This is a genomic window from Vibrio sp. Vb2131 (genome assembly GCF_033338535.1).
GTDB lineage: Bacteria > Pseudomonadota > Gammaproteobacteria > Enterobacterales > Vibrionaceae > Vibrio > Vibrio alginolyticus.
The window spans coordinates 14,374-27,300 of the sequence record NZ_JAWOSW010000010.1; the positions used below are offsets into that span (position 1 = coordinate 14,374).

Below are 12,927 nucleotides of genomic sequence, written 5' to 3' on the forward strand. Positions count from 1 at the left end.
TGCTCACGATTACGAGCGATTGACCTCATTCTTTGATTGCAATGTAGCGTTTAACTGGTAGCTTAAAGAGAGCCACTTTTAACTAATGGATGGATCCAGTTTGTCTTTGATTGATATCGGTGACCTGCATTTAAAAGACAGTGATGGAACGCGTCAGCAAGCGTTGTTTTTTGCTATTCGCAAGAAAATTGTTCAAGGACTGTGGATGAAGAATGGGAAGCTGCCTTCTACGCGGAAGCTTTCACAAGAGCTTAATCTAAGTAGGAATACCGTGATTTCTGCCTACGAACAGTTAGTGGCGGAAGGGTACTTGAACAGCCAAAAAGGTTCTGGTTTTTATGTTGCCGTAGAACTGCCAGAGCAGTACTTGCCTGAACCTAGTTCAGTTCAGAGAGACTCATCACCGAAAGCTCACTTTGATATCAACCGCGCATTTGCACCGGGTGTACCGGATTTGGACGCATTTCCGATGGCGCAATGGCAAAAGTTACTCACTCGCCATATGTCTCGTACTTGCTTGCTGGGTAATCAAGATATTCAGGGTAGTTGGGCATTGCGCTGTGCTTTAGCTGACTACCTCGCATCAAGCCGTTCAGTGAATTGTTCTCCAGAGCGCATTATTATTACCTCCGGGGCGCAGCAAGCGTTGTCAATTGCGACGATGGTAGTGCTCAAACAAGGTGATAAGGTTCTGATGGAGCAACCAGGTTACGCGCAAATGCGGAAGTTGATTCAGTTCCAAAACTATCAATTTGAGCCTTTGTTCGTAAGAGAGAAATTAGGTTTTGATGTGGAAGCGGTGACCTCAAGCGATGCCGATGCGCTGTATATTACACCAAGTAATCAATATCCGATGGGCACCACACTCAATACCGAGCAAAGAGGAAAGATCATCAACTGGGCGGTCGAACAATCAAGTTGGATCATCGAGGACGATTATGACAGCGAATTTCAGTTTGCTCATCGTCCCTATACCAGCTTACAGGGGCTAGCAGCTCAAATGGGTCGAGATGATCGTGTGTTGTATGTGGGTTCCTTCAGTAAAGTGATGTTTAACGGATTGCGGCTTGGCTACCTTGTAGTTCCTGAACGTTTAGTAGAGCAATGCTTAGTGGTTAAGGATGCGTTAAATGGTGATTCGCCGACGCATACACAAGAAGCATTGGCAGACTTTATTACTGAAGGTGGGTTATTACGTCATATTCGAAAAATGCGTCGACTGTACAAAACTAAGCATGAACAGATGCATTTATCCATTCAACAGTATTTTGGCGACCGTGTTTGCGTCGTTAGCCAAGCGGCGGGGCTTCATATTACGTTGAAATGGCAAGACGGTATGGATGAGCAGCGTTTTACAAAAATGGCAGAGCATGAAGGGATCATCTTGCGACCTTTGAGCTATTATGAACCCCCAGATTTTCAAGCACGTCACTGGCATGGTGCCGTGCTTGGTTACGGCAATATCGCGTTAGAGAACATAGACGCTGGTATCCAACGTTTAGCTCACATATTTCGAAATGGGAAGCGATGACTATTCAACTACACGTGTTTGTCGCTTATGTCGCCACTGTTTCCAAGGCAGTAAAAGTAGAGTAAAAATGCCAAGTGCATAAAACATTGACCAGCCTAAACATATAAAAACACCGGTACAAAGCAGTAGGGACAGTCCCGCAAGTGTTTTACCAAATCCTCGAAGCAATTTAAAAGCGGCTAACATCGCCAACATGTAAACCAGAACGAATACACTGTTTGCGAGTTTTAGGAAAAACTCCAGATCGAGCTGTGATAGGGTTCCTATCACACAAGATATCAATAATATACCGCCAACTAATATGGTGGCTGAGAAAGGGACACCACGACGCGAAATCTTGGCTAGTGGACTAGAAGGACGATGTTCCCGAGCTTGAGCCCAGACCATTCGCGCTAGGCTCTGTGTGTATAAGTTAACGCTCGCGAAACAAGCGGAGAAACCTATCAAGCTGATTATCCATTTGGCTCCATCGCCTAGTAGTTGGGCACTAAGCCAGGGGATGGATGCGTTATCAAATTGAGCGTTACCATACGCGCCAAATTTTAAAATAACGACAGAGCATGCCCAATAGGTAGCCCCTGCTACAAAACAACCGACCACAATGGCAATAGGGAAATCTCTTTGAGGGTTTTTGAACTCTTCCCCCATATGGGCAAAAGCCTCTATGCCAACAAAACACCAGAACATCACGCCTAACGCTGCGGTAATAGGCCAAATTGACTCTTGTGTGATGGCGGGCATCACAAGATCGGCGCTGTTAACGTCGCCTTTCCATAAAAATGCGCCAACAAGTGCGAAGACACTCAAAGCAATAAGAGTTTGTAAATGACCTGATGATTTTGTGCCCATCAAGTTGACGAACACAAGTAGTACTACCGTCAGAATTTGTGCAAACAGATTGTTGCTAATAGGTTCTGGCAATATTTGTTGTAGGAAGCCTGCGGCGAGTGCAATCGCGGCCGGAACCCCTACCGGAATGACACTAACAAATAGCCAAGCGACACTACTTTCCAGTTTGGTGTTAAAGGCTTTGCGTACAAAAAAGGCTGTTCCGCCCGCGTTGGGGTATCGTTTACCCAGTTGAGCAAAAGTCAGCGCAATAGGACAAATCGCGATGAACAATAAAATCCAAGCCCATAGTGAAAAATGGCCAGCTATACCTGCTGCGATAGCCGGGATCATAAACAGCCCCGTTCCCATTAATGTGGTGGATAACTGTGCGATACCTGATGTGAGTGAAATGTCTTTTTTGAGCTCTTCCATGCGAATTGATTCATCCAATGTTATGAGGCTTATTACGAAAAAGCTTGTGGCTTCTGGTTATTTCGTTTTATGTGTTTAAGCGATGCTATTTATGTGCTGAGTACTTAAGTTGGGAATTTGATTTCAATGTGTTATCTATTTTCTGTTGAAATGGATAACAGCACTCATCTCATGCCCGCCAAATAGCATATCCAAAATGTTAATAACAAAATGATTTACTAAACCGTCAATATGACGGTTGTTTTAAATAATTCCAACAAAATGTTGGTTTCTTATGCAGTTAGAATCGGTATAGAATGAGAAAAATAAGGAAAGCTTGGTAACGGTATGGACAAGTTTGATCATAAGATTGTGGATCTGCTCAGGCACAACGCTCGGCTGTCGGTGACTGAAATTGCGGATAAAGTAAACCTTTCTCGTTCTGCGGTAACGGCCCGTATTCGCAAGCTAGAGCATGACAAAGTGATTCTAGGGTATCACGCTGAAATTGCGCCTTCGGGTGGGGATTCGATTTGCGCCTATTTTGCCTTAAAGTTCGATAAATCAACCTCTACGTATTATTGCGAATCATACGCGGACGAATTATACAAAATTGATGGCGTAAAATGGTGTCATGCGATCAGCGGTGAGACGGACATGATGGTTTTTGTCGAAGTGCCTACGATGGCTCGCTTGAACGAAATCAGAGATCAAATTCAACGATGTCCAGAGCTTCGAAACCTGATGACTCATACCGTCTTAGCTGAATTCTTTAACACGACTGGGAACCTGTTTGTGAAGTGACCATGAATGGATGCCATGTTGAAAACCCTTCTGAGCGAATATGTTAAACAACATTAATTTGAATCTACTTAGATCCTTGCATGTACTTTTAGAGGAGTGTCATGTCAGCCGGACCGCAGACCGTTTGCACATTACGCAGTCTGCCGTCAGTCGACAGCTTGCACAATTGCGCGATCTGTGTGGTGACCCACTGCTTATTCGTCAAGGTAATCAACTGATACCAACGCCACGAGCAATAGCATTAAAATCAAAGCTTGATGCATTACTGGCTGAATTTGACCATTTACTCGATGACCAACCTTTTGAGCCGCGGCAGTGGCAAGGTGAGCTTGTTATTGCTTCTAGTGACTACGTGGCGCAATACGTATTGCCCGATATTGCCTCTCACTTGGGTGAACAAGCGCCACAGTTAGATATGGCGTACCGACTGTGGCAACCCAACTTTCTTGATAAACTTCATGAGACGGGCATCCATATCGCGTCTTCTATGTATCCAGAAAAACCACAGAGTGTGTCGAGCGTTAAAATTGGTGAGGATTCATCAGTTTGTTTGATGAAATCTTCTCATCCGTTAGCAAAGCAGGACCAGATCAGTATTGAAGACTTGATTTCATATTCACACATCAAAGTGACTGGCGGCGGAGACAAAGATTCCTACACTGATTTAGCATTGAAAGAGCTAGGGCACACCCGCCACGTTACCTTTAAGGTTCCATTCTTCTCTGCTGCGATCAATCGCTTAGTTGCAAGTGAGCACCTGATGGTGGCTCCTGAACATATTGCCGTTAACCTCGCTAAACATTGGGACTTAACCCATAAAGCATTACCACTCGAAACACCTATTCATCAATATTGGTTAATGTGGCACCCCAAATACGACACGGATCCTGCGCATAAATGGGTGCGAGAAGAGATTCGCTCAGTAATGCAAATCTCTGAATATTCCATTCGCTAATACGTACACCGTTTAGCCATGACTTGAAGTCATGATTAGTATGAATAACTTTGATTTCTAATTATACCTCTTCCGTTGATAGAGTGAGCGTCAAAGAGGGGAGATTCTTATGACACTAACAGTTTGGTTATCACTTTTTACCGTGTGTTTATTAGGGGCTATGTCACCAGGTCCCAGTTTAGCTATTGTCGCTAAGCACTCGTTGGCTGGTGGACGTATCAATGGATTAGCTACGGCTTGGGCTCATGCGTTTGGCATTGGTATATATGCGTTTATTACCTTGATTGGGCTCGCTGTTGTTTTGCAGCAAAGCCCGATGCTGTTCAAGACGATTAGCCTTGTGGGTGCGGCATATCTTGCGTATTTAGGGTTTAATGCTTTGCGTTCAAAAGGTGGTGTGGCTGCGAAGTTGGAGTCAGGTGAGGAAACAACGGTAATCCAGTCTGCGCGAGAAGGCTTTTTTATCTCGATTTTAAGTCCCAAAATTGCTTTGTTTTTTATCGCATTATTCAGTCAGTTTGTCGCGCTCGGTAATGATTTGAGTAATCAGATGATCATTGTTGCCACGCCGTTTGTTGTGGATGGGCTTTGGTACACCTTTATTACCCTAGTGCTATCGAGCTCTAAAGTCGTTGACAGAATTCGCTCTAAGGCAGTGTTGATTGATCGTTTGTCAGGGGTAGTACTCATGCTGCTGGCTCTTAGAGTGGTCGTAACGGTATAGACAAGCTCGCAAGACAGAAATACTAAAAGCAGCCCGTGTGGCTGCTTTTCAAAAAAGCACCCTGCCATTTTAAGGACAGGGTGAAAGCAAGAAGTTTCTCAGGAGCGGTCGGGGGAGAGAAACTCATCTAAATCTTATTTACTTACCGGCGAACCTCTTCAAATTCACCTTCAATCGCATCTGCTTTACCTGTATTAAATTCATATTCTTCGTGCATTTCTCTCTGCATTTTCTTGACGCGATTTTCAATACGCTTGCCGGTAATTAATGCTGCGATGGTCAACGGAATCGCAATGATCAAGCTAAATACTAACGTAAAAAAGCCGGTAATCAGTGCTAGTGCAGTTACAATAATCCGATTCATAATCATGACCTCTCTGTAATTTATGTGCTCAGATTAATGCTGTGAACATGAACAAAACATGAATGCTGACGTTCACTTTGTCCGGAGAGTGTCAAATGAATGAAACGAAAAAACGCCTGAGGGTGATCAGGCGTATAAACGGGGAAAAATATTAGTAATGCGCATGGCGCTTATTATTTAGAACAAATATGAGATATTGTCCGCTACGCTATGTGGTTAACGTTGTGGAGCAAAGTTCACCTATCGAGGGAATGTTTGGTAACGAACACCCATCATTTGTTCCATACAGTGCACAACTTGGCAGCTGTAACCGAATTCGTTGTCGTACCAGATGTAAAGTACACAACGCTTGTCTTGTGCGATAGTCGCTTGACCATCTACGACGCCTGCATGGCGAGAGCCAACTAAGTCAGTTGATACAATTTCTGTTGAATCGGTGTAGTCAATCTGTGCCGAAAGCTCAGAGTTCAACGCCATTTCACGCAAGTAATCGTTCAGTGAATCACGGTCTACGTCTTCACCTAAGTTTAGATTAGCGACTGCCATAGAAACGTTTGGTGTCGGTACGCGAATCGCGTTGCCTGTTAGCTTGCCTGCAAGCTCTGGCAATGCTTTAGCAACTGCTTTTGCCGCACCTGTTGAAGTCAGAACCATGTTTAGTGAAGCACTACGTCCGCGACGGTCACCAGAGTGGAAGTTGTCGATCAAATTTTGGTCGTTTGTGTATGAGTGCACGGTTTCAATATGGCCAGAAAGAACACCATATTTATCGTTCAGAGCCTTAAGGACTGGCGTGATTGCATTTGTTGTACAGCTTGCCGCAGAGATGATGGTGTCATCTTCTTTAATTACCGACTCATTTACACCGAATACAACGTTTTTGATGTCACCTTTACCTGGTGCTGTTAGCAGTACTTTCTCTGCGCCTTGACACGCTAAGTGTTGGCTCAGGCCTTCAGAATCACGCCAAACACCTGTGTTATCAACAACTAGCGCGTTATTGATACCGAAAGCTGAATAGTCTACTTCGCTTGGGTTATTTGCGTAGATAATTTGGATGTAGTTGCCGTTAACGATCAGTGCTTTACGCTCTTCATCGATAACAATACTACCGTTGAACTGGCCGTGAACTGAGTCACGACGCAGCAGGCTAGCACGCTTCTCCAAATCGCCTTTTTTACCGCCACGAACCACAATCGCACGTAGTCTTAGTGGGTAACCTGGACCACTTTTCTCAATGAGAAGGCGAGTAAGTAGTCGACCAATGCGACCGAACCCGTAAAGAACCACATCACGCGCTTTCAGTGAAGAATCTGCGTCGCGAGCGCCATCAAGTGCAGTGATAAGGAAATCGTTTAGAGAGCTTGTATCGTCATGTTCATTCCAGTACATAGTTGCCAATTGGCCAACATCGACACGGCATGAAGAAATGCTCATTTCACAAAGCGCTTGAATAATAGGCATCGTGTGCTCAAGCGAAAGTGGGTTACCGGTATAACGTCTTGCAACGCGATGAGTTTTGAGAATGTCTATAGTAGTAGCATTAATAAGCGTTTTACCAAACAGAACCACTTCGATTCCTTTTTGACGATATAGCTTACCAATTAGAGGGGAAATAGATTCAGCAATCGTTTGGCTAGTTTGCCAGTCTTGGAGATATTTCTCTGGACTCATTGTTGTATTAGACCTTTCACGTTTTGGGGGCTAACCATACTCTCTGCTGTTGCCTCTTCGGCAGCGTGCAAGAGTGTGGTGGGTTATGTAATCGGGTTGTAATAGTTATGTGTGCGGATTCTAAGGTCGGAGTCCTTATTCTGCTAGGAAAATTAAATCCAGTGTAAAACACTACTTAAGGGGACGTTAGTGGTGGATTAATGTGACTAAAGCAGTGGTTTTCACGTATTGACATTTAGAAAGTAACTTACTTTTTTTGCGATGATAACGTTTGCTTTCAAATTAGTTTTGTTGACAAAAATGGATATTTTGCATTTTTGTGTGATTTGACTCGATAAGGCAACTCAATAGGTAAACATACAATAGATGATTTCCTGAAAAGTGATGCGACTCTTAGTTGTGAGTGAAACTTTATTGTTTGCATCCAACTTTAAGATCAAAAAATATGACTTGAATCACAATTGCCACTTCATTAGCCGATGATAAAACACTCACAATAACCATAATCTAAGTAGGTGAATGTTGTTTGAAAGTAACAATGTCGTATATGCCTTTCAATGCAAGAAACTAGTCTAATATTAAATAAACGGATGAAATCAACCATTAGGCTGATGGATGTTGAGATTATCAATAAAAACACGCTTAGCACTCCTCGCACTATTACCCGCTGTGGTAATAGTGGTGTTTGCAGTTCAGCAGTTTTCTGATAATGCGTTGCGCGTGAGCCGTCTCAATCAAACGGTTAGCAATATTCAAGGTTTCCAATTGATATCCAAGGCCTCCCACTTTATTTACTCCATAGAGAAAGTACGCCGACAGCCTGATCTTCAAGTCTCTGCAGCCATTAATATTGAAGAACAAGGTGAAGTTATTTCTTCTTTGCATCAAAAGTTTGTGAGTAACCCTAATACTGCTGAGTATGCTGATGAACTGAAAGAAGCCATGCTGGGGGTATTGTCAGGTAGATTGAGTGAGATGGACGACCTGGGTGATTGGGCATTTCAACAGCTCCAAAATATGTCGCGCTCTTTGTTGCAAAATCATCAATGGTATGGCAGTGACGATGGCATTCGCATGCAAAATTTTATTGCCTACCTTGCTCAGCTCTCTTTTTGGACACAGAAAGAAGCTTGGCTGACGAACCGTTTAGTCCAAGACCCTGAGAGTCGGCTAAGTCAAAGTATGTTTTATCAGGCGATTGACCGACAGCAGCAAAATTTGGATGCGTTTTTAAACTTAGGTGGGTCATACGAGCAAGTGGATAAATTGCTTGGCTTGTTTACTTCGCCGAGATATCAGAGAAACTTAGCGTCTCGCGGACAATTAATGTCAGGAGACATGTCACAAAGTGACTACGCCGCGTATTTAAAAGAACTCGATTTTCGTGTGCAGCGCTTACAAGTGCTCATTGATGGGTTCACCAAACAAACTGAGCAGTCGCTTCTCACGCAGGTTCATGAACAAAAGGCCAATATAGCGATGATCAGTTTTGGCGTCGCCTTAGTGGTTATCCTGCTTTGTTGGCTCGGATTTAGTACTTGGTTCCGAGTTAACAGCAAACTCGATGCGATCATTCATACTTTAAACGCGTTGATCAACTCCGAAGAGAAGCAAACAAAAGTCAAAGTTGATGGAAGTGATGAACTGACCATTTTTGCTCAGCAAGTGAATCGAGTGGTTGAAGAAATGCAGAGACAAACTGAAGAAATACTGCATGCAAAAGAGTCAGCAGTATCGGCTAATCGTGCAAAATCTGTGTTTCTTGCCAACATGTCACATGAAATACGCACGCCCCTTAACGGGATCATGGGCATGACAGAAATACTCTCTCAAAGTGAGTTGTCTTCGCATCAACAAGAAGTTGTTGATGACATTGACTCCTCATCTCAAACACTGCTTACTTTACTTAACGATATATTGGATCTCTCTAAAATCGAGTCTGGACGATTGGAGCTGTCACTAGTAGAAGCGGATATCCGAGAAGTCGTGTATCAGTCGGTGATTTTATTCCAATCCAAAGCAACATCTAAACAGCTAAAGTTAGGTATTAATTTAGCTGAAAATATCCCCATTCGCGTGATGGTCGATGATCATCGTGTCAAACAGGTAGTTACGAATCTGGTATCGAATGCGGTTAAGTTTACCGAAAGTGGGCATGTATGCGTTGATGTTAGTTATGAGGAATTACTTGAGAAAGAACGTGGAGTGCTGACGTTTAAAGTAGAAGATACCGGAATAGGCATTGATCAAGATAAGTTAACCACGATTTTTGAACCCTTTACTCAGGAAGATGAAGGAGTGTCGAGGCAATTTGGCGGTACAGGGTTGGGTTTGGCAATTTGTTGTCAGCTTGTGTCGATGATGGGGGGCAAGCTCGTAGCAACATCTACAAAAGGAGTGGGCACATGCTTTGAATTCTCGATTGAGGTTGAAGCAATTCCGGTGTTTGGCTGGCGTTCGGAGGTGATTAATAAAGGGCTTTTGATCTGCTCAAATTACGACTACGCCGACCAAGTATTAAAAGAGTGTCGCTTAGCGAAAATCAATCTCTTTGGTGTTGATAATGTGAATGAAGTGCAAGCGATAAATGATGACTTTGATGTCATATTTCTGTGCCACAGTGACGACGCTAATACCGATGAAATCTTGGATAATCTATCATTTAATTACGATCTTCGCCGTGTGATTATTTGCCAGCATCATTTATCCACTCCCTACGAAAATGCAGAAAAAGTACATGCCGTACTCACATTACCTTTCCTTGGCAATCGATTTAAGCATGTCATTGATGATTTAGCTAAGGTTGAAAAGACTATATCAAGTGACAATGTCACCAATAATGTTGTCAGCTCTGAATATCGAGCGTCGCGCTCTCATCGGAGGATCTTAATTGCGGAGGATAATTTGATGAACCAGAAAATAGCGAGTTTTTTTCTGGATAAAGCAGGTTATGACTATTTGATAACAAGCAACGGTCAAGAAGCGTTAGAAGCCATCACAAAGGGAGAAGAATTCGATGCAATTTTAATGGACTGCATGATGCCCGTGATGGATGGACTGACCGCGACGAAAGAAATTCGTCGTTGGGAAAAGAAAGCAGGACGTGAAAAAACGATGATTATCGCACTCACTGCGAGTGTTTTGGAAGAAGACATCCACAACTGTTTTGCGGCAGGCATGGATGCTTATTTACCTAAGCCGTATAAATCGAACCAGTTATTTGAGCTCTTTAGTGAATTAAAACTCGCCTAGCTAACATTTCAACTTAGACAAGGCCTCAAAACGATAAAGCCCCACTTCAGGGGCTTAGTTCTGATTATTCATTGTTGTGCGTTGGCTTGAGCGCCTGCGAGTTTGCGTATGGTTTGGCGATAGGTTAGGTATGCGGAAACACCAGCTAACAGGTTGCCGATACAAGCGCCTAAGAGTAAACCTCGGATTCCATCCATTTGAGCGCCAACCCACAAGCACGGTAGGAAAAAGACAAACAAGCGCAGCGCTGAAATAGTGAGCGCGGTGTAAGATTTGCCTAATGCATTACAAAGAGAAACCATTAGCATACAAACCCCTAATGAACCCAAACTGATCGGCACTATCAGTAAATGCATTTCCAAGACTTGCTCCACTTGCACATCACTTGTCATCAATAATGCGAGTGGATTTGCGACGGCAAATGTAATGGCAGCAATCAAAAGTTGGAAACCTAGAATGAATTTTACGGCAATACTGACGAGCCTTTGGATATCTTCATAGTTCTTTGCTCCAAGTAAGCGTCCAACCATTGGAGGCATAGACATTGTCAGCGCCAAGACCGAAACGATAGCAAAGAACTCATAGCGTGAACCAAGCGCCCAAGCGGCGACTGCTGCGGTTCCAAAGCTTGCCAATAATTTTGTTGCTAGCATGGAAGACAACGGTGGCAGCAGTTGGCTAATCATCGCAGGGCCCATAATGTTACCGATAGATGCAACACTTTTGGCTACGTTAAGATCTTGCCATTGTGTCGTTGCCCAGTGATTCTTTTTCACGCGAGGAGCGACGACTAAAATACCAAACCCAAAAGCGACGATGGTTGCTATTGCCGCTCCGTTAATACCCAAGTCAAACGTGAAAATAAATAGCGGGTCGAGCACAAGGTTCACGCCGCTGGTTATCATCATCATTGTGCCAGGTAACATTGTATTGCCATTAGCTCGGCAGATACTGTAATAAAAATACAAAACCGCACCAGTCCATGAGCTTAATAACCACCAAGGCCAGTAACTGTCGATTATCGGCATAACAGATTCTGGAGCGCTTAATAGAGCTAAAATGGGGTAGCGCAAAAGCCAAATTAGCCCGCCAAAAATAGCGACACCAATTGAGCCGATCATCAATACTAATCCGCCAAGTTGTTTGGCATACCGACTTTCATTCGCCCCAAGAGCTTTAGAAATGACCGCTGTCGTTGCGATCCCTAGACCGACTTGAATGCCGATAATGACCATTTGCAAAGGCAGAGTGAAACCTTGAGCGGCTAACGGTAAAACGCCGAGCTGACCGATAAACGCGCTATCCACAAGCTGAAAGCTCATTAAAGACAGAACGCCAAAAAGCATTGGCCAGGTCATCGTAAATAATTGTTTTGCAAGCGTTGGTTGTGTACTTGTCGTAGTTGAAGACATAGAAAGCTGAATGCGTTAGGAATAAGAGTTAGATTGATTGTACACGGCGGTTAGTTTAGAGACAAAAATAAACCCCGAGGAAGATATTCTTGCTCGGGGTTCGAAAATCTAGCTTACGCGTTTATTTTTTGCCGCTAGTTTGCTTGTCTTCTTCAGTCAGCTCACGAATGCGACGGCTGATGTCACGACGTGCTTTAGAGATCTCAGCGCTTTTAATGATGTGGTCATCAACACGATCTTCATAGTCTGCTTTCATATTTTTGATGATTGCGACGATTTCATCGTGAGTCATTTCTGGTTTGATGTAGTCTAGAAGGTTTTCTAGAAGATCAACACGTTTACGGTTATCACGAACTTTCTTCTCGTTATCAAGAAGCTCACGTTTTAGTTTGTTTTTACGACGAGCTTGGTTAACGATTTCAAATACGCTACTCATAGTTCTCTTTCCTAATTTTATGAATATCTTCCTCGATTAAAGCACAACATCCAGTGGCATAACAGTCTTTAGATCAATAGCAATGCAGAGTTGAACATTTCTCAACCAATTGCGCTGTGTCCATATAATCGTGCTGCTTTCTTCGAGTTTTGGCCAACATCGTAGAATCCATCGATTAATTGTCATAACGTGGCCTTCACTATATTATCAACACCATTGAATGCAAAATGATGAACTTGATATGGACTCTGGTAACACTGCGGAGCAAGTAAATAGTCAAGATAATGAGCAAGTCACTCGCTCTGTGGCTGAAAAGTTAAAAACGGCGTATATCAACGCCCGTGAGCAACTCGAAATCATCGAAGTTGAGCTTAATCGTTCAAAAATAATGATGGTCGACCAAGATGGCAATTTGACGAGAGTGCCGATTCTCTCGGAGCATTGATACCTGACCCTATTCGTAAGGGGTGTCAGGTCTTACGCTATGCTTTAGCCTGACACCAACACCTGAACCGCTAACGCTTCTTGCACTG

11 protein-coding genes are annotated in these 12,927 nt (G+C 43.4%); 6 read left to right on the forward strand and 5 right to left on the reverse strand.

Annotated elements, in window-relative coordinates; translation table 11 throughout:
• Positions 1-85: 85 nt before the first annotated feature.
• The gene (locus R7E38_RS12270) at positions 86-1,531 is read left to right on the forward strand and encodes a PLP-dependent aminotransferase family protein (protein WP_318081805.1); all 1,446 of its coding nucleotides are present in this window, start codon (positions 86-88) and stop codon (positions 1,529-1,531) included.
• Here the strand turns inward: R7E38_RS12270 and yjeH are convergent, their stop codons facing one another.
• On the reverse strand, positions 1,532-2,794 hold the full coding sequence (gene yjeH / locus R7E38_RS12275) for an L-methionine/branched-chain amino acid transporter (protein WP_226083296.1): 1,263 nt from the start codon (positions 2,792-2,794) through the stop codon (positions 1,532-1,534).
• Positions 2,795-3,121: 327 nt separating this feature from the next.
• Here yjeH and R7E38_RS12280 point away from each other — a divergent pair, with 327 nt between their 5' ends.
• From R7E38_RS12280 to R7E38_RS12290, 3 genes are all read left to right on the forward strand, one after another.
• Complete coding sequence (locus tag R7E38_RS12280) at positions 3,122-3,577, forward strand: Lrp/AsnC family transcriptional regulator (RefSeq protein ID WP_318081806.1); 456 nt, start codon at positions 3,122-3,124, stop codon at positions 3,575-3,577.
• Positions 3,578-3,617: 40 nt separating this feature from the next.
• Positions 3,618-4,532 carry a LysR family transcriptional regulator gene (locus R7E38_RS12285; protein ID WP_017819875.1) on the forward strand — a complete coding sequence of 305 codons (915 nt, stop codon included), beginning with the start codon at positions 3,618-3,620 and terminating at the stop codon, positions 4,530-4,532.
• A gap of 109 nt (positions 4,533-4,641) precedes the next feature.
• Positions 4,642-5,256, forward strand: a complete 615-nt coding sequence (locus R7E38_RS12290) for a LysE family translocator (RefSeq protein ID WP_005373611.1) — start codon at positions 4,642-4,644, stop codon at positions 5,254-5,256.
• A 142-nt stretch (positions 5,257-5,398) separates the two neighbouring features.
• Here R7E38_RS12290 and R7E38_RS12295 read toward each other — a convergent pair whose 3' ends face one another.
• Both R7E38_RS12295 and R7E38_RS12300 read right to left on the reverse strand, forming a co-directional pair.
• Positions 5,399-5,620, reverse strand: a complete 222-nt coding sequence (locus R7E38_RS12295; protein WP_021035939.1) for a hypothetical protein — start codon at positions 5,618-5,620, stop codon at positions 5,399-5,401.
• Positions 5,621-5,860: 240 nt separating this feature from the next.
• Complete coding sequence (locus R7E38_RS12300) at positions 5,861-7,294, reverse strand: glyceraldehyde-3-phosphate dehydrogenase (protein ID WP_005373606.1); 1,434 nt, start codon at positions 7,292-7,294, stop codon at positions 5,861-5,863.
• 615 nt (positions 7,295-7,909) lie between these two features.
• Between R7E38_RS12300 and R7E38_RS12305 the strand changes: the two genes are divergently transcribed.
• A complete protein-coding gene (locus tag R7E38_RS12305) occupies positions 7,910-10,546 on the forward strand; it encodes an ATP-binding protein (RefSeq protein WP_171342614.1) in 2,637 nt (878 codons plus the stop codon).
• Positions 10,547-10,614: 68 nt separating this feature from the next.
• Here R7E38_RS12305 and R7E38_RS12310 read toward each other — a convergent pair whose 3' ends face one another.
• Entirely contained in the window at positions 10,615-11,958 is a 1,344-nt protein-coding gene (locus tag R7E38_RS12310; RefSeq protein ID WP_025767935.1) for an MATE family efflux transporter, read from the reverse strand.
• A gap of 121 nt (positions 11,959-12,079) precedes the next feature.
• The gene (locus R7E38_RS12315; protein ID WP_005373603.1) at positions 12,080-12,394 is read right to left on the reverse strand and encodes a DUF496 family protein; all 315 of its coding nucleotides are present in this window, start codon (positions 12,392-12,394) and stop codon (positions 12,080-12,082) included.
• Positions 12,395-12,614: 220 nt separating this feature from the next.
• Here R7E38_RS12315 and R7E38_RS12320 point away from each other — a divergent pair, with 220 nt between their 5' ends.
• Complete coding sequence (locus R7E38_RS12320; protein ID WP_005385630.1) at positions 12,615-12,839, forward strand: hypothetical protein; 225 nt, start codon at positions 12,615-12,617, stop codon at positions 12,837-12,839.
• Positions 12,840-12,927 lie beyond the last annotated feature (88 nt).